This window comes from Pseudomonas sp. B35(2017) (assembly GCF_002113645.1).
Classification (GTDB): domain Bacteria; phylum Pseudomonadota; class Gammaproteobacteria; order Pseudomonadales; family Pseudomonadaceae; genus Aquipseudomonas; species Aquipseudomonas ekonensis.
Genome location: NZ_NEIZ01000002.1, coordinates 47,206 through 65,464, shown reverse-complemented (window position 1 = coordinate 65,464; position 18,259 = coordinate 47,206). Strand labels below are relative to the sequence as shown.

Below are 18,259 nucleotides of genomic sequence, written 5' to 3'. Positions count from 1 at the left end.
CCCTGCTGAGTAAACGGTTCCCTGCCCATTGGCGGTCACCCCCGAGGTTCACACCTCCGAATCCAGAATAATGGTGACGCTGCCCTGATGCGTTCCGCCGGTGTAAAGCAATTGGTCGATAGCCATGGCATCCTTGATGAAAAAACGCAGGACACCTTGTCGCCGGTCGATGTAGCGGGCAGGTTCGAAGGGCCCCAACCAAGTGTTATGCATCAATGTGCCCGACCACCCGTCGGTGTTGCCTGGGCCGACGATGCCTCCCGGAACCGTCAAGCCCACCTGAAACTCGGTAGCGCCCCCTTGGCCGTTGCCCATGCTGCAGGGGCCACCGCTGGACCAGTGGCAGACCAGCATCACCTTGAAGGGTGACGAGGCAGACAGGAAAAACTTCTGCTCGCGGAAAACCTCCACCGGTTTTTTGCCCGACTCCAGCCAGCGCTGCCACCCTCCCGCCGGCTCCATCACGATCTTGTTGCCGCCCGGCGGCAGCTCGACCTTGAGGGTGTGCTGCACGTCCAGCACGAAGTCGAGGGTCAGCGTGGTGTCGACCGGATGCATCGTCGAACCCATCTGGAAATCGCCCGCAGGCCCCAGGGTGTAGGTCAGGGAGCCGGTGTACTGCCCCGACGACATGCCCAGAGGATTGGGCGTACGCAGTTCATAAGCGAAATCGAGGTTATCGAACGCCATCGCCGGAATCCGGTAGGCGGCCACCTTCGTGCAGGCGCTTTCGACAGGGACTTTCCAGAAGAACCGGTAGGTCTCGGGCGAATAGTACGCGACACCGCTGTAGGTGCACGGCGAGGGAGCGTAGACCCAACTGCTGGACCAGAGTTTCTCGTGCCCCTCAAGCGGATCGGTCACACCCACCAGGCTGGCGGCCGACTGGTACAGCCTGTAGGTCGAGCCAATGCCGATGATGCGCACCTCCACAGTTTCGCTGTCGCCCGTGATGGCGTTGGTCACCGTCAACCGCCGCCAATTGGCCGGTGCCTGTATCCCGACGCCCTCACCCGGCACGATCGCGCGCCCGACATGGAAGCGGGTGGGTATCTCAATGCTGAACATACCGTTGTTCGCACATTCGACCGGGTTAATCACACAGTAGCCACTGTTCGGCGTCTGGTTGACGAACAGGTTTTTACCCGGCTGTGACGGATCAGGCCGAAACAGCGCCCGGATCTCCAGATTGAGCGCCTGGGCCGGCGACAGGAACAACACCGCCAGCAGTCCCAGCCAGCAACTCGATCGTTTCATGGGTCAGCCTGCCTCCTGCTCGGTAGCAGTCATATCGGCCGGGGTCTGCGGCGCATGGATCATGGGGGGCAACCCGCAAGCCACCTCCGGTGGCGGTCCGTCGCATGGACCGGCTTGCCGGTTCGCCTTGTTCAAGGGTGAAGTCATGGTTCAGCTCCTGGTGAGCAAATGGTTTCGTGCGTCCCGGTGGTCAACCCGCCGGCGCCGCTATGTTGAAAATGATGTTGACGCTGCCGTGGTAGTCGCCCGGCTTGTAGCCGTCGGCATTCATTCTGGGGACGATTTCAAGCAGCACGCGCTTGCCCGCCACCGCTTCCTCGCGGGACACCACTTGGCGGGGAACCGGGTTGTTGCTCAACTCCGTACCGTTGAAGGTGACGTGCAGGCTGATGTCATCCCGGGCGTCCTGTCCGCCGGACAAGACGGGAAAACTCTCCAGCCGCGCTTCGATGGCGCTGCTGTCGGTCTTGACATCGAACTGTTTGCGCAAGCCGCCCAGCGTCGATGTGGCCGGACGCCATGGCAGGTGCTGCGCAAGGTGGATCCAGTCCGACTCGCTGGGGATCACGTAGAACTCCAGGGCCGGAATGTCGATGGACACTTCGAAGAGGCGTTTCTCCTGCGCCGCGAATGCCGCGCAGGCCAGCAATGCCGAAACGCCTACGGACACGGCAACGGTCACTTGCTTGATCATGTCAATTCCCTCGCATCGATACGCACGCCGTCTCCCCGACGGCACCCACGGCCGGTCGGCCCTGCTCAGCCTGCCGGTGCATTGGCGTTGAACAGCAGCAGCACATTGCCGCTGTACTCGCCAGGCTTGTAGCCGCCGGCCGGCATGATCGGGTCGATCTCCAACGGCACCCGCTTGCCCGCCGCCGCTTCGTCCTTGGTCAGCACCTGGCGAAAGCCCGGATCGGCGCTCAGCTCGACGCTGTTGAAGCGCACGCGCAGGCCGATCTCCTCGCCCGCCCTGCCCGTCGACAGGTACGGCACGCTTTCCAGGCGCGCCTCGATCGCGCTGGTGTCGTGCCGGACATCAAAGTTCTTGCTCAAGCCACCCAGCGTCGAGTCCGGGTAGTTCCATTGCAGGATCTGCTGGCGATGGATCCAGTCGGGCTCCGCCGGCAGGATGTAGAACCCACGGGTAGGGACGGTCACCGACACGTCGATGTGGAGCGTTTCCCGAGCCGCCCAAGCGTGGGTGGCGAACGCTCCGGCGATAGCCGCCAGGAGGGCGAAAGCGCAGGGTTTGTTCATGTTGCTCCCTGTTGCGTCATGCGCCGAGGTCATCGGCTGACAACCTTCATGTCTTGCCGGCGCTCGCCCTCGACCAGTTTGAAGCGGTACTCGCGCCCCTTTTCCTTGTCGAAGCTGAAAGTACGCCCGGCCATCACATGGTGTTTGACGGTGGCGCCGCAATCGGCCTCGTCGCTCAGCGAGCAGCTCTTGAACTCATCGACCACCACTACCGTGTTGCCGTTGTTGCGCACTTCATAGCGGGTGTCCGTATCGTTGAGCACCGTGTCATACCGTGTGCTGGCCGGTCGCACGAAAAACACCGTGCCGAACCCGGTCATCACGTTGACGCCCGCCGACAGGCTCTTCTTGTAGTCTTCGCGCTCCTCGCTGGAGACCACGAAATCATCTTCCTTCTCCGGCACCACCGGCACGAAGCGCACCCGGAAATAGCGCTCACGGTCACGCTCGCCCATGTACAGCAAACGGGTGCCCTGCATGCCCTCCGCCGGGATGATCAGCCGCGCCGGGCTGGCCATCAGCCCGTTGCGCAGGCTGCCGCCGGAGGCGGCCTCGACCGGGATTTCCCTGGGCGTGCCGTCGCTGTCGTAGACGATCTCCAGCACATTGACCTTGACGAACGCGGTGCTGTCGCCACTGTTGAACACACGCTTGAGGTAGGTGCTCTGGGCGCCGTCCAGATAGTCGTACACCGTGCCGACATTGATCTGCGGGCCGGCGCTTGCCGTTGCGCAGAATCCGCCGAACACCCACAGCAAACACAGACGTTTCATCGTCTTCGATCCTTTGAGAATGAGAGGGAAGAACCCGGATTCACACTTCCGAATCCAGAATGATGGTGACGCCGCCCTGGAACGTGCCGCCGTAACCGATCAGTGCCGGAATGGCCTGGGGAACGACGAAAAAACGCAGGGCTGCAGGCTTCCGGTCGATGTAGCGGGCAGGCTCGAAGGGGCCTGTCCATTGATTGTGCGCCAGCGGACCGCTCCACCGGTCGCCGCCGCCCGGGCCGCCAATGCCTGCCGGCAGCGTGAGCGAGACCTGAAAACTGGAATAGGCGCCGTCGCGGTTCGAGAACAGGCACGGCCCCTGGAAAACAGGCTGGATGTCGCAGACCAGCATGACCTTGAACCGCGACGAGGCGGACAGGAAAAACGCTTGGTCGCGGTAGATCTCGGTCGGACGCTGCCCGGACTCCAGCCAGCGCTGCCATCCTCCCACCGGCTCCATCACGACCTTGTTGCCGCCCGGCGGCAATTCGGCCTTGAGGGTGTGCTGCACGTCCAGCACGAAGTCCAGGGCCAACGTATCGTCGTCCGGAACCAGCGCCCCCATTTCGAAACCGTCGCCTGCGGCTGAAGGCCCCATTCTGTAGGTCAGCGAACCGGTGTATTCGCCGGACGACATGCCAAGCGGGTTCGGCGTGCGCAGTTCGTAGGCGATATCGAGCATACTGAAATACATGTGCGGGATCGGGTAAGCCGGCTGCTTGATGCACGCCTCCTGAACCGGAGTCCGCCAAAAAAACCGATAGGTGGTGGGCGTATAGGCGCCCACGCCAGTGACAACGCACGGCGCCGGCGCATTGACCCAGGTGCCGCTCCACAGTTTCCAGTGCCCCAGAATCGGCGTGCCGCTTTCCCCCACCAGACTCTCGGCCGACTCGCTCAGGACATACGTCGATCCGACACCGCTGATGCGTATCTCAACGGTTTCGGTTTGCCCCGTGTCCCGATGGGTGACCGTCAAACGCCGCCAGTCGGCGGGCACCTTCACCCCCACGGTTTCACCGACAGGAAGCGGCCGGGCGGAATCGTAACGAACCGGCATCTGAATACTGAATATGCCGTCACGCTTGCAAATGTCCGGGTAGGTGGCGCAGTACCCGCTGTTCGGCGTCTGGTTGACGAACTCATTCTTGTTCGGCTGCGACGAGTCGGGCTGAAACCTTGCCCTGATTTCGTGGTTGGCCGCCTGCGCCGACGACGTCCACAGCACCGCCATCAGGCACAGCCTCTCCCTCAATCGTCTCATGGGTCAGCCCGCTTTCTGCTCGGTGGAGGAAAGATCGGCCAGGGTGTCCGGCGTGCAGCGCAGATCCCCGATCATCAGCACGTTGTTCTCGCTGCGATGATCCTTCTCGTTCAGCCGGAACTGGCACAGCAAATTGTTCTCCCGCCGCACCTCAAGGGTCGGCGACCCGGCGTTCATCTCCATCGAGAAAAACCCGTCGACTTCCGTGACGCCGCGGCTGGCGTGGTTGATCACGTGATGGCCCTTGAGCGGCCGGCCTTGCCCGTCCACCAAGCGACCGAGCACGGTCAGGGTCTTCATCACCCGGACCTGGCGGTAATCCACACCCCCCTTGTTCAAGTGGTAACGGGTGCGCGCCGGGGCGATGGTGGCGGCCGGCACGTGGTTGCCCTCGAAATCGAAGCTCACGGAACTGTTGCGGTACGCGGTCAACGGGATGAAATTGCGCCCCGGCTTCAGCGCCGCGCCGCCTCCGCTGAGGTCATCGGCGCGCAGGACGATGCCTTCGATGTCCGATTCCACATCGACGATCATCCCGGCCCCGCGCATTTCGTATTCACTGGTCATCATCAGTGTCTGTCCGCCCACCACCAGCGTGCTGTCGAGGTTGAGGCCGCCGGTGAAGTTGTCGTTGTACGAGGAGCGCTGGATGAAACCGTCGCCGTTGACGGTGTCGGTGCGAAAATTGGCCAGGCTCGTCAGGCCCAGGCCATAGGTGTCGCTCAGCGCCGTCACCGAAACGTTCTGCAGGACGTGATCCTTGAAGTCTTTGCGCCAGCCGAACGAAGCGTTGTTGTCCCGCCCGCCGTCACGGGCGGTGCGCGAACCGAGGCTGCCGGTCAACTGCTGGCCCGGTGCGCCGATCGCAAGGTTCAGGCTCAGGTCCACGCCCCGGTTGCGATCCTGGCCGCTGCTGTAGCTGCCCGGCCGGTCGAACAGCGACAGGCGCCAGTTGGCGTCGTTGCCGAACAGCACCGCACGCCGGCTCCAGCCCAGATCCAGCCCCATGCCCTCGACGTTGCCTTCGCTGTGCGACACCCGTGCGTTCAGCGAATTGCGCTGGTCGAGCCGGTGGTTGACCGCCAGCGACGAGTTGCTGGTCTGGCCGACGAACACGTTGCGTTGGCGCACCCGCGTGCCGTCGGGCAAGGTTTCGTACAGGTCGGTGGTGTCCAGCCAACTGCGGGTGTGGCTGAAGATCACACTGCCGGCCCCGTAGTTGAACAGGCTCTGCAGATCCAGGCCGGTGCCGTGGTCCTGGGTCCGGTAGGCGTTGGCGTACAGGCTGATGCGGTCGGCCAGCGTCCAGTCGATGGACGTGCCGTACTGCAGCTTCTCGCGGATCTGGCGTGCCGACAGCCCGAGAATCACGCGCGGGTGCGCCAGGTAGTTGACCGATGCGCCTGCCGTGACGTCGCCGCTGGCCTGCCGATCCCAGTTGCTCAGCAGTTTGCTTTCCTCGCCGGCGAACAGGTTGTAGCGCCAGCGCTCGTCGAGGTTGCGCCAGTTGCTCGGCTTGTAGACCAGTTCCTCGGTGCTGGAGGTGATCTGGCCGTCTTCGACCAGGCGCACTTCCACTTCATAGATACCGCCGGGCAAAGGCCGGGTGTCGAGGGTCTGCAGGCCGGCAGGCACCGATTGGGTGTTGATCAGCAAGCCGTCGCGGTAGATCTCCACCGATCCCTGACGGTTGGCCGTGACGTAGATCGGGTAGACGCTGGGCATCGCACTGTTGATGGCCAGACTGTCGGAGCTGCCGTACATCACACCGACCGCCGTGTCGGGGCTGGTGCCGAACGTACGGGGCTGGCGGGTCAGGCCTTCGGAGTTTGGGGTGAAATAGCCCAGGCGAAAGAAACTGCCTTGCAGTTCGCGCTGGGTGTAAAGCTCATGCACGGCGTGGTACAGCTTGTCGTCCGGGCCGCCCATGCGGGCCATCTGCATGTTGAACGTCTGGCTCCAGTTGCCCAGGCTGCCGCTGGCCTCCAGGCCCAGACGACCGCCCGTGTCCTGGCCCTGGCCGCCGTTGAGGTTGAGCTGGTTGCGCAACATCAGGCCGCTGCTGCCTTCCTCGGGCTGATCGTGGTAGCGCTTGGCTTCGAGATCGCGCTCGGCGTCGCGGGTCAGGATCGAGACCAGCGAGCTTTGCAGGTTGTAGTGCACCGCCAGCACCTGATCCGGACAAGACCCGGTGCAATCCCCCAGCGACACGCCGCCCTTGAGGTAGGCCGCCCACTTCTCCCGCTCGGCGGGGCCGTAGCGGTTCTCGCTGGTGTCGGTGAATTCAAGGAGCGTGATGCGGTCGTCGCGCGACAGCACCACCAGCGCCTCGCCCAGGGGTTGCTGATCGAGTTCGACCCTGACCGCCAGCGGCACATCAAAAAAATGCTGCTCGAAATCCGCCGGCAAACCTTTGGCTTGCGCCAGCAGACCGCGAGGTGTCGTACCCAAGGAAACGGGGGCTGCCGCCGCGCTACCGCAAAACAACAACGCAAGTGCAACCGCGATGGGTGTCATCGGGAACATGAACGCTTACTCTGATTTCGAACGGGTTGGAGTCCGGCGGGACAAACCGGTCGGTTCGTCCCGCCGAAAACGTTACTGAGCCGTCAGCGCAGATCGCCCGATCAAGGCGTGATCACAGGAGGGACAGCGTCAAACGTCATGGCGACGACACCGGTGTAATCGCCCGGCTGGAAGTTGTTGCCTTTGGCACTGATTTTCAGCGGCGCGCGGTAGTTGACATCGGATTCGGACTCACCGACCACCATTTGCGGGGTTTGGTTGAGCTCTTTATTGTTGAACTCAACTTTAAGGTCGATGACTTCGTTTCCGTAGATCAGTTGCGGAACACTTTCAAGGCTCGCATGAACCGAACCGTTGTTATTGCGTACGTCGAAGAAACCATTGACTTCGCGCATCTTGCCAGTGCTCGGCTGATAGCTCATGTCCTGATCCTTGTTGACCAAGTCGAAGTCGGTCGGAACCACATAGAAACCGTTGGTGGGAACATGGGCGACCAGACTGATCGAATGACGGGCCTCACCCGCGGCGAACGCCATGGAGGAACCCAGCGCGAAAACGGCCAGTGGAGCGGCGATTGCGAATTTCTTGAACATCATTTCAGTACCTGTCTCTATAAGGTTTTCGGTTCATTGAAAGTTGCAAAAGAACAAAAACCGTCACGAGCAGTTTTATGTTCCGCAGAACTTCCAACGCCGAACAATGTTCAAGCAATTCATCTTTGAAGTAAGCAGGCAAGTTCCCACAGTGGCGTAGCCCGTGTGCCACGGAAGCAGAAAGAAAAATACTGGAAAATTCAGAAAAACACTGAGCAACTGTAAGAGCCAGACTACACGAAGCCACTTCACAAATTAAAACCTGCGCAAACGCCTCAGCAACTTCTGTCAGACGGATACGACACTTTCAATAAATAAAGGCGAAAACGGATGTTTTAGAGAGTTAACACTAATCTCGGTTTTTTTGCCTCCGCATCCGGCTTTTTATAGAGAGACGAAAGCGCCATTTCAAACGACATTTTCGCCATCCCTCCTTGATCGACAGCCACGCCTTCGGTCGGTCGCGCTTGCAGAACCTAAAAGATATATCTTAAGTTGTATCTAAACACGACGAGAGAAAGCCCAATGAGAGACCATCATTCCCCCCACCGCGAACACGGCAACGGCCACGACGGCTTCGAAAGGCGACCCGGCCGCGAACGCGGCGGCCGCGGCCCGCGGGTGTTCGCCCCCGGCGACCTGAAACTGCTGCTGCTGGCGCTGATCGCCGACCAGCCCTGCCACGGCTATGACCTGATCCGACAGATCGAAGGCATGTTCGACGGGGCTTACAGCCCCAGCCCTGGCGTGATCTATCCGACCCTGACCTTCCTGGAGGAAAGCGAACTGATCCTGGGCGACGCCGAAGGCGGGAAAAAACGCTACAGCGTGACCGACGCCGGCCGTCAGTCCCTGAGCGATCAGGCCGTCGCCCTTGAAGGCGTGCGGGTGCGCATCGATGTCAGCAAACGCTCGCTGCGCGGCCATGACCGCCCGGCGCAGATCCACGAAGCGGTGCACAACCTGCGCCATGCCCTGCAAATGCACCACGGACGCTGGAGCCCGGAAGAGATCCACCGCGTCGCCGCCCTGCTCAACGACACCGCCAAGGCCATCGTCGACGGCCCGGCCGTTCAACCCGTCCAGGAGAAAACCGAATGACTGAAGTGACCGCGCCCGCCATCCACCGGGTCATGCATGAAATCAAACGCCGCCGCCTGCAAGTGCTGCGGGTGGTCGACCTGACCCCGCGCATGCGCCGCATCACCCTCGGTGGCCCGGAACTGGCCGGGTTCGTCAGCCTCGGCACCGACGACCATGTCAAGCTGCTGTTCCCGCAGAATGCCGAACAGGCGGCCGCGCTGGAGACCCTGGTGCTCGGCGCCGGCAAGGACGGCCCGATGCCGGAAATGCGCGACTACACCCCGCGCCGCTACGACCTCGACTCGCTGGAACTGGACATCGACTTCGTCCTGCACGGCGACGGCCCCGCCTCGACCTGGGCCGAGCAGGCCAAGCCCGGCCAGTTCCTGCACATCGGCGGCCCGCGCGGCTCGATGATCGTGCCGGACATCTTCGACAGCTACCTGTTGATCGGCGACGAAACCGCCCTGCCCGCCATCGCCCGGCGCCTGGAAGGCCTGGCCGCCAACCGCAAGGCCCTGGTGGTGGTCGAGGTGGAGAACGGCAAGGAACAGCAGACGCTGGAAAGCCCGGCGCAGGTCAACGTGATCTGGGTGCTGCGCGAAGGCGGCAAGGACAACCTGCTGGCCACCGTGCGTCAGTTGCAGGTGCCCAAGGACAATCTGTACGCCTGGGTCGCGACGGAAACCAAAGTCTCACGGCAGATCCGCCGGGTGCTTCTCGACGATCACGGGCTGGACGAGCAGTTCGTCAAGGCCGTCGGCTACTGGCGCGCCGAAGGCTCCGAAGCGGAGTGACGCCCAACGGCTGGCGATGGCGGTCTGCCTGACACATCGATGCCGGATGTGCCGTCGTCATCGCCAGCAAGCTGGCTCCCGCAGGGAGCTCGGTTGGACGCAGCATTTGCGGTCACCGCAGAACAAATGTGGGAGCCAGCCTGCTGGCGATGGCGTCAGTCCAGGCCCCGCAAGCCCCGCCCCTTCCAGCGGTCGATCCCGATCACCGCCAACGCGATCAGCACAAACCCCGCCAGAATCTCCCCGGCATTGATGAACACCTGTGGATAACCCAGCGTCGCCACATCGATGAACGGATATGCATACGCCCCCAGCAGATGCCCGCGCCACAGCGCATAGGCGAAGTACCCCAGCGGGTAGATCAGCCACAGCGGCAGGTGCTTCAGACGCAGCGTCCCCTTGGGCACGCAAAACCACCAGTACGCCAGAAACACCAAAGGCATGACGTCATGCAACAGTTCATCGGCGATGAACTGCCAACCCTGCGGATGCCACAGGTGACGCAGCAGAAGGCTGTAGGCGAGCCCCACCACCGCGATGCTCACCGCCACCGCACCGCACACGGACGGTTGCAGGAACCAGCGCCGGGCGGCGGACTCGCGGCGGGTCACCGCGCAGGTCAGCACCGTCGCCGCCAGGGTGTTGGTGAGGATCGTGAAGTAACTGAAGTAGCTCACCATACCGCCCAGCAGGCTGGCGCCGACGCTCCAGCGCGCGAACAGGATCAGGTACAGCTGAATGCCCAGGCCGCCCCAGCCGAGCACGGCCGCCAGGGTGACCCACCGTCGCCGCAGCACGGCGTCCATGTCAGAGCGGGCGCTTGGTGCGCATCAGCTTCACGTACAGGCGCTCGACCTTTTCCCGGGCCCACGGGGTCTTGCGCAGGAAGGTCAGGCTCGACTTGATGCTCGGATCGCTCTTGAAGCAGCGGATGTCGATGCGCTCGGCCAGCCCCGACCATTCGTAATGGGCCACCAGCGCGGTGAGGATCTGTTCGAGGGTCACGCCGTGCAGCGGATCGGGGTTGTGTTCGTTCATGCCGGGCCTTTGGGCGAAGTGAAGACGCAGAAGCCGCGCACCTTAGCCGAGGGCTCGGGCTGGGGGAAGCGCGGCTTCCTTAAATGTAGGTGATGCGCCACCGGCCGGGCGCCCTTAGCGGACTGTTACCGAATCCGAAATGATCCATGTCAGCAAAAGCGCTTTGTGTTTTTGTAACAGGACATTATCCTGCCGCCCGGCCGCTGAATCGCTTCACTGCCTGCGACATATCGTAGCGGCCCCTCCAATCCCCAAAAACGATCAAGAAAGACCTCTTCATGCCTGATTTTCCGCCCCTCAGAGACAGCGCTGTCTCAACCCTCCGCCTGCTCGGCGGCTGCACCGCCCTGGGCCTTGCCACCTGCGCCCAGGCCGCTCCGGCCTTCGACAGTGACTCGCCGTGGATGCTCGGCGACTGGAACGGCACCCGCAGCGAACTCGCGCAGAAGGGCTACGACTTCAAGCTCGACTACACCGGGGAGATGGGCAGCAACCTGCACGGCGGCTACGACCACGACCGCACTGCGCGCTACAGCGACCAGTTCGCCCTCGGCACCCACCTGGACCTACAAAAGATCCTCGGCTGGGACGACGCGGAATTTCAGCTGACGATCACCAAGCGCAGCGGCAACAACATCAGCAACGACCGCATCAACGACCCGCGCGTGGGCGGCTTCACCTCGGCCCAGGAAGTCTGGGGCCGGGGCCAGACCACCCGCCTGACGCAGATGTGGTATCAGCAGAAGTTCTTCGACCGCAAGCTCGACATCAAGGTCGGCCGCTTCGGCGAGGGCGAAGACTTCAACAGCTTCCCCTGCGACTTCCAGAACCTGGCGTTCTGCGGCTCCCAGGTCGGCAACTGGGTGGGCGGCATCTGGTACAACTGGCCGGTCAGCCAGTGGGCGCTGCGGGTCAAGTATCACCTGACGCCGGAGCTGTACGCCCAGGTGGGTGCCTATGAGCAGAACCCGTCGAACCTGGACCGCGGCAACGGCTTCAAGCTCAGCGGCAGCGGCACCCAGGGCGCCGTGCTGCCGGTGGAACTGGTGTGGACGCCGAAGCTGGCGGGCCTGCCGGGCGAATACCGCGCCGGCTACTACTACAGCAGCGCCAACGCCACCGACGCCTACAAGGACCGCAACGGCCAGCCGGCGGCCCTGAGCGGCGAGGCCTACCGCAGCGCCTCCAGCAAGCACGGCGTGTGGTTCGGCGCGCAGCAGCAGGTCACCAGCGTCGCCAGCGACAACAGCCGTGGCCTGAGCCTGTTCGCCAACGCCACGATGCACGACAAGAAAACCAACGCCATCGACAACTACGTGCAGGCCGGCCTGGTCTACAAAGGCCTGTTCGACGCCCGCGCCAAGGACGACATCGGCTTCGCCTTGGCCCGCGTGCACGTCAACCCGGCCTACCGCAAGAACGCCGAGGCCAGCAACCAGGCCCGCGCCGTCTACGACTACGACGACCCGTCGTTCCTGCCGCCCCAGGACACCGAATACAGCGCCGAACTCTATTACGGCGTGCACCTGGCGAACTGGCTGACCGTGCGCCCGAACCTGCAGTACATCCGCCACCCCGGTGGCGTGGACAAGGTCGACGACGCGCTGATCGGCGGGATCAAGATCCAGTCGTCGTTCTGAGGAATACGGAAAGTACCTGTGGAAGCCGTCCTCACTGACGCCATCGCCGGCAGGCCGGCTCCTGCAGGAACAGGCATCACCCCGACAGATTTATCTGAACCATGCCCGCGCCGGATCGTCATCTACAGTGACTACAGCGCGGGTCTCTTTGAAACGTCACGGAGAATCACACTATGAGCACTGAAGGTGCCTCGAGTCGAAGCCGTCTGCTGCCGAGCCTGCTCGGCATTCTGCTTCTGTTGATGGGCCTGGCCATGCTGGCCGGGGGGATCAAGCTGAGCCTGCTCGGCGGTTCGCTGTACTACCTGCTGGCGGGCCTCGGCATCGCGGTCACCGGCATCCTGCTGCTGCGCGCCCGCCGCGCGGCGCTGGGCCTGTACGCCGTGGTGCTGCTGGCCAGCACCGCGTGGGCCCTGTGGGAAGTCGGCCTGGACTGGTGGCAACTGGTGCCGCGCCTGGCGCTGTGGTTCGCCCTCGGCGTGGTCATGCTGCTGCCGTGGTTCCGCCGTCCGCTGCTGCTGGATGGCCCCGCTCCGCTGGGCACCGGCGCCCTGAGCGTGGCCGTCGTCCTGGCCGGCGCCAGCGCCGTGGCCAGCCAGTTCACCCACCCGGGCGAAACCCTGGGCGAACTGGGCCGCGACACCGCCGACATGACCAGCACCGCGCCGCAGATGCCTGAAGGCGACTGGCAGGCCTACGGCCGCAGCGAGTTCGGCGACCGCTATTCGCCGCTCAAGCAGATCACCCCGGCCAACGTCGGCAAGCTGCAGGAAGCCTGGCGCATCCGCACCGGCGACCTGCCGACCGCCGACGATCCGGTGGAACTGACCAACGAAAACACCCCGCTCAAGGCCAACGGCATGCTCTATGCCTGCACCGCCCACAGCAAGGTGCTGGCGCTGGATCCGGACACCGGCAAGGAAATCTGGCGTTTCGACCCGCAGATCAAGAGCCCGGTGGGCTTCAAAGGCTTCGCCCACATGACTTGCCGCGGCGTGTCGTACTACGACGAAGCCGCCTACGCCAAGGCTGAAGGCGCAGCGTCCGCCGTCATCTCCGAGGCCGGCAAGGCCGTTGCCCAGGCCTGCCCGCGCCGCCTGTACCTGCCGACCGCCGACGCCCGCCTGATCGCCCTCAACGCCGACACCGGCAAGGTCTGCGAAGGCTTCGGCAAAAACGGCGTGGTCGACCTGACCCAGGGCATCGGCCCGTTCACCCCGGGCGGCTACTACGCCACCTCGCCGGCCGCGATCTCTCGCGATCTGGTGATCATGGGCGGTCACGTCACCGACAACGAATCGACCAACGAGCCGTCCGGCGTGATCCGCGCCTACGACGTGCGCGACGGCCACCTGGTGTGGAACTGGGACAGCAACAACCCGGACGCCACCGAACCGCTGGCGCCGGGCCAGACCTACAGCCGCAACTCGGCCAACATGTGGTCGCTGGCCAGCGTCGACGAGAAGCTCGGCATGGTCTACCTGCCGCTGGGCAACCAGACCCCTGACCAGTGGGGCGCCGACCGCACCCCGGGCGCCGAGAAGTTCAGCGCCGGCGTCGTCGCGCTGGACCTGGCCACCGGCAAGGTGCGCTGGAACTACCAGTTCACCCACCACGACCTGTGGGACATGGACGTCGGCAGCCAGCCGACCCTGCTGGACATGAAAACCGCCGACGGCGTGAAACCTGCGCTGATCGCCCCGACCAAGCAAGGCAGCCTGTACGTCCTCGACCGCCGCGACGGCACGCCGATCATCCCGATCCGCGAAATCCCGGTGCCGCAGGGCGCCGTGAAGGGTGACCGCACCGCGCCGACCCAGGCCCGTTCGGACCTGAACCTGCTGGCCCCGGAACTCACCGAAAAAGCCATGTGGGGCGCCAGCCCGTTCGACCAGATGCTGTGCCGCATCCAGTTCAAGGAACTGCGCTACGAAGGCCAGTACACCCCGCCGTCCGAGCAAGGCAGCCTGGTGTATCCGGGCAACGTGGGCGTGTTCAACTGGGGCGGCGTCTCGGTGGATCCGGTCCGCCAGATGCTGTTCACCAGCCCGAACTACATGGCCTTCGTCTCGAAGATGGTGCCGCGCGCCCAAGTCGCCGCCGGCAGCAAGCGCGAAAGCGAGACCGCCGGCGTGCAGCCGAACACCGGCGCACCGTACGCCGTGATCATGCACCCGTTCATGTCGCCGTTCGGCGTACCGTGCCAGGCCCCGGCCTGGGGCTACGTGGCCGGCATCGACCTGACCACCGGCAAAGTCGTGTGGAAACGCAAGAACGGCACCAGCCGCGACAGCTCGCCGCTGCCGATCGGCCTGACCCTGGGCGTGCCGAGCATGGGCGGCTCGATCGTCACCGCCGGCGGCGTCGGCTTCCTCAGCGGCACCCTGGACCAGTACCTGCGCGCCTATGACGTCAACACCGGCAAAGAACTGTGGAAATCCCGCCTGCCGGCCGGCGGCCAAGCCACCCCGATGACCTACACCGGCAAGGACGGCAAGCAATACGTCCTGCTGGTGGTCGGCGGCCACGGCTCGCTGGGCACCAAGATGGGTGACTATGTGATTGCCTACAAACTGTCCGAATAAGCGTCAGCGGCAATAAGGAAAAGGCGATGCCCGGTGTGGGCATCGCCTTTTTTGTTGGCGGCGGAACACTGCAAGCCTTTTGGGAGTGGGTGTGCCAGGTAGGGATTGGTCGGCTGCCAGGCCGTCATCGCCAGCAGGCTGGCTCCCACAGAAGATTGAGGTGGTCTGGGAGGGATTGGTCGGCTGGTAGGCCGTCATCGCTGGCAAGTCGAGTCGTCGCACCGCAGCTCCCACAGGGAATTGTGTCGGGCAGTCAGAAACAGGTCGGCTGTCAGGCCGCCATCGCGCGCCTCTCAAAAGGCCGAGTGTCAGCTCGCCTAGCGTTTGATCTTGATCTGCCGGCCCCTTCGGAAGGCTGAGCGGAGGGGTTCATCCGGGGGTGGGCGCGCAGCGCCGTTTGGCGCAGCCAAACACATCGCAAGGAGGTGCAGCGAAGCAAACCGTAGCCGATGCCCCCGGATGAATCCCGGAGCGAAGGAACCCCCGAGCCTCAGCGAGGGGCCGTACGCCGGGGCCAGACCTTTTGGTTACTTTGGGCTGGGCCGGCATTCCGGCGTCTGCCAAAAGTGACCCGCCATAAGGGCGGAACCGCCAGCCGCCACACCCGAAGAAACGGATATACACACCAAACACCCCCAACCTGGTCGGCCCAAAGGCGCCAAGGCCAATCCGAACCCCGCACCTGTCAAAACCCTGAACACACACCCAGAAACATCCCACCCCATTGAAACCACCCACCCCCTGCCCCATCTAAGCCCCATACCCCATTGCGCAGGTGCCCCATGAGCGACCAGCAAGAATTCCCGGACAACCCCGACGACTACACCGAAGCCGAACACATCGAACACCGCTCCACCGGCAAGGGCCTGGCCCTGCCCGGCCAGAACCTGCCGGACAAGGTCTACGTCATCCCGATCCACAACCGTCCGTTCTTCCCCGCGCAGGTGCTGCCGGTCATCGTCAACGAAGAGCCGTGGGCCGAGACCCTGGACCTGGTCAGCCAGTCCGGGCACCACTCCCTTGCCCTGTTCTTCATGGACACGCCCCAGGAAGACCCGCGCCACTTCAACACCAAGGCGCTCCCCGAATACGGCACCCTGGTCAAGGTGCACCACGCCAGCCGCGAGAACGGCAAGCTGCAGTTCGTCGCCCAGGGCCTGAGCCGCGTACGCATCAAGACCTGGCTCAAGCACCACCGCCCGCCCTACCTGGTAGAGGTCGAATACCCGCACCAGCCCACCGAGCCGACCGACGAGGTCAAGGCCTACGGCATGGCGCTGATCAACGCGATCAAGGAACTGCTGCCGCTCAACCCGCTGTACAGCGAAGAGCTGAAGAACTACCTCAACCGCTTCAGCCCCAACGACCCCTCGCCGCTGACCGACTTCGCCGCCGCCCTGACCTCGGCCACAGGCCCCGAACTGCAGGAAGTGCTCGACTGCGTGCCGATGCTCAAGCGCATGGAAAAAGTCCTGCCGATGCTGCGCAAGGAAGTCGAGGTCGCGCGCCTGCAGAAAGAGATCTCCGCCGAGGTGAACCGCAAGATCGGCGAGCACCAGCGCGAGTTCTTCCTCAAGGAACAGCTCAAGGTCATCCAGCAGGAGCTGGGCCTGACCAAGGACGACCGCAGCGCCGACCTCGAACAGTTCGAGCAGCGCCTGGAAGGCAAGGTGCTGCCGGCGCAGGTGCAGAAGCGCCTCGAAGAGGAAATGAACAAGCTGTCGATCCTGGAGACCGGTTCGCCGGAATACGCGGTCACCCGCAATTACCTCGACTGGACCACTTCGGTGCCGTGGGGCGTGTACGGCGAGGACAAGCTCGACCTCAAGCACGCGCGCAAGGTGCTGGACAAGCACCACGCCGGGCTCGACGACATCAAGGACCGGATCCTCGAATTCCTCGCGGTCGGCGCCTACAAAGGCGAGATCAGCGGTTCCATCGTGCTGCTGGTGGGGCCGCCGGGCGTGGGCAAGACCAGCGTCGGCAAATCCATCGCCGAATCCCTGGGCCGGCCGTTCTACCGCTTCAGCCTCGGCGGCATGCGCGACGAGGCCGAGATCAAGGGCCACCGGCGCACCTACATCGGCGCGCAGCCGGGCAAGCTCGTGCAGGCCCTGAAAGACGTCGAAGTGATGAACCCGGTGATCATGCTCGACGAGATCGACAAGATGGGCCAGAGCTACCAGGGCGACCCGGCCTCGGCGCTGCTGGAGACCCTCGACCCTGAGCAGAACGTCGAATTCCTCGACCACTACCTCGACCTGCGGATGGACCTGTCCAAGGTTCTGTTCGTCTGCACCGCCAACACCCTGGACTCGATCCCAGGACCACTGCTGGACCGCATGGAAGTGATTCGCCTGTCGGGCTACATCACCGAAGAGAAGGTCGCCATCGCCAAGCGCCACCTGTGGCCCAAGCTGCTGGAGAAGGCCGGCGTGTCCAAGGGCAGCCTGAGCATCAGCGACGCGGCCCTCAAGGCCCTGATCGACGGCTACGCCCGCGAGGCCGGCGTGCGCCAGCTGGAAAAGCAGATGGGCAAACTGGTGCGCAAGGCCGTGATGAAACTGATCGACGAGCCGAAGGCCGTCATCAAGCTGGGCCCCAAGGACCTCGAAGCCTCGCTGGGCCATCCGGTGTTTCGCAACGAGCAGGTGCTGTCCGGCACCGGCGTCATCACGGGGCTGGCCTGGACCAGCATGGGCGGCGCGACCCTGCCGATCGAAGCGACGCGCATCCACACCCTCAACCGGGGCTTCAAGCTCACCGGGCAACTGGGCGACGTGATGAAGGAATCGGCCGAGATCGCCTACAGCTACGTCAGCTCGCACCTGAAATCCTTCGGCGGCGATCCGAAGTTCTTCGACGAGGCGTTCGTCCACCTGCACGTGCCGGAAGGCGCGACGCCCAAGGACGGCCCGAGCGCCGGCGTGACCATGGCCAGCGCCCTGCTTTCCCTGGCACGCAACCAGCCGCCGAAGAAAGGCGTGGCCATGACCGGCGAACTGACCCTGACCGGGCACGTGCTGCCGATCGGCGGGGTGCGGGAAAAGGTCATCGCGGCGCGTCGGCAGAAGCTCTTCGAACTGATCCTGCCGGAGGCCAACCGGGGCAACTTCGAGGAACTGCCGGACTACCTCAAGGAAGGCATCACCGTGCACTTCGCCAAGCGGTTCGCGGATGTGGCGAAAGTGCTGTTCTGATAATCATGTAGTGCCTGCACTACCGCTATCGCTGGCAAGCCAGCTCCCACAGGTTTTGCGTGACCGCAGATCCTGTGGGAGCCAGCCTGCTGGCGATGACGTCAGCCAAGGCTGCGCATGGCCGCAGAACCATGCGGGGGGAGGTTGTACCTTGCCCCCGGCAGCGCCTTCCACGGCGCCATCGCCAGCAGGCAGGCTCCTACAGGGGCGCTGTGTGCACCCTGGATCAGTGCGACGATTCGGCTT

14 protein-coding genes are annotated in these 18,259 nt (G+C 63.9%); 5 read left to right on the top strand and 9 right to left on the bottom strand.

Features of this window, described 5'->3' with window-relative positions; all coding sequences use genetic code 11:
- Nucleotides 1-48 precede the first annotated feature (48 nt).
- From CAG41_RS03945 to CAG41_RS03915, 7 genes are all read right to left on the bottom strand, one after another.
- Entirely contained in the window at nt 49-1,257 is a 1,209-nt protein-coding gene (locus CAG41_RS03945) for a hypothetical protein (RefSeq protein ID WP_085580137.1), read from the bottom strand.
- Nucleotides 1,258-1,447: 190 nt separating this feature from the next.
- Nucleotides 1,448-1,951: a CS1 type fimbrial major subunit gene (locus tag CAG41_RS03940; protein WP_085580135.1), complete on the bottom strand. Its 504-nt coding sequence runs from the start codon at nt 1,949-1,951 to the stop codon at nt 1,448-1,450.
- A 65-nt stretch (nt 1,952-2,016) separates the two neighbouring features.
- A complete protein-coding gene (locus tag CAG41_RS03935) occupies nt 2,017-2,517 on the bottom strand; it encodes a CS1 type fimbrial major subunit (protein ID WP_085629427.1) in 501 nt (166 codons plus the stop codon).
- Nucleotides 2,518-2,546: 29 nt separating this feature from the next.
- Nucleotides 2,547-3,290, bottom strand: a complete 744-nt coding sequence (locus CAG41_RS03930) for a pilus assembly protein (protein ID WP_085580130.1) — start codon at nt 3,288-3,290, stop codon at nt 2,547-2,549.
- A 40-nt stretch (nt 3,291-3,330) separates the two neighbouring features.
- Complete coding sequence (locus CAG41_RS03925) at nt 3,331-4,521, bottom strand: hypothetical protein (RefSeq protein WP_256582512.1); 1,191 nt, start codon at nt 4,519-4,521, stop codon at nt 3,331-3,333.
- 33 nt (nt 4,522-4,554) lie between these two features.
- Nucleotides 4,555-7,077 (bottom strand): CS1-pili formation C-terminal domain-containing protein, encoded by a 2,523-nt coding sequence (locus tag CAG41_RS03920; RefSeq protein WP_085706717.1) that lies wholly within the window; start codon nt 7,075-7,077, stop codon nt 4,555-4,557.
- Between the two features lie 101 nt (nt 7,078-7,178).
- A complete protein-coding gene (locus CAG41_RS03915) occupies nt 7,179-7,670 on the bottom strand; it encodes a CS1 type fimbrial major subunit (RefSeq protein ID WP_085706797.1) in 492 nt (163 codons plus the stop codon).
- A gap of 525 nt (nt 7,671-8,195) precedes the next feature.
- Here CAG41_RS03915 and CAG41_RS03910 point away from each other — a divergent pair.
- Nucleotides 8,196-8,771, top strand: a complete 576-nt coding sequence (locus CAG41_RS03910) for a PadR family transcriptional regulator (RefSeq protein ID WP_085580124.1) — start codon at nt 8,196-8,198, stop codon at nt 8,769-8,771.
- On the top strand, nt 8,768-9,550 hold the full coding sequence (locus CAG41_RS03905) for a siderophore-interacting protein (protein ID WP_085636512.1): 783 nt from the start codon (nt 8,768-8,770) through the stop codon (nt 9,548-9,550). The genes CAG41_RS03910 and CAG41_RS03905 overlap by 4 nt, the downstream gene beginning before the upstream one ends.
- A 155-nt stretch (nt 9,551-9,705) precedes the next feature.
- On the opposite strand, the gene CAG41_RS03900 is transcribed toward CAG41_RS03905, so the two are convergent.
- On the bottom strand, nt 9,706-10,356 hold the full coding sequence (locus tag CAG41_RS03900) for a Pr6Pr family membrane protein (protein WP_085580120.1): 651 nt from the start codon (nt 10,354-10,356) through the stop codon (nt 9,706-9,708).
- A 1-nt stretch (nt 10,357) separates the two neighbouring features.
- Nucleotides 10,358-10,588 carry a VF530 family DNA-binding protein gene (locus CAG41_RS03895; RefSeq protein WP_085580118.1) on the bottom strand — a complete coding sequence of 77 codons (231 nt, stop codon included), beginning with the start codon at nt 10,586-10,588 and terminating at the stop codon, nt 10,358-10,360.
- Between the two features lie 278 nt (nt 10,589-10,866).
- On the opposite strand from CAG41_RS03895, the gene CAG41_RS03890 reads away from it, so the two are divergent.
- From CAG41_RS03890 to lon, 3 genes are all read left to right on the top strand, one after another.
- A complete protein-coding gene (locus CAG41_RS03890; RefSeq protein ID WP_085580116.1) occupies nt 10,867-12,228 on the top strand; it encodes a carbohydrate porin in 1,362 nt (453 codons plus the stop codon).
- A gap of 173 nt (nt 12,229-12,401) precedes the next feature.
- Nucleotides 12,402-14,813: a glucose/quinate/shikimate family membrane-bound PQQ-dependent dehydrogenase gene (locus CAG41_RS03885; protein ID WP_085580114.1), complete on the top strand. Its 2,412-nt coding sequence runs from the start codon at nt 12,402-12,404 to the stop codon at nt 14,811-14,813.
- Nucleotides 14,814-15,595: 782 nt separating this feature from the next.
- Nucleotides 15,596-18,013 (top strand): endopeptidase La, encoded by a 2,418-nt coding sequence (lon, locus tag CAG41_RS03880; protein WP_085634025.1) that lies wholly within the window; start codon nt 15,596-15,598, stop codon nt 18,011-18,013.
- Nucleotides 18,014-18,259 lie beyond the last annotated feature (246 nt).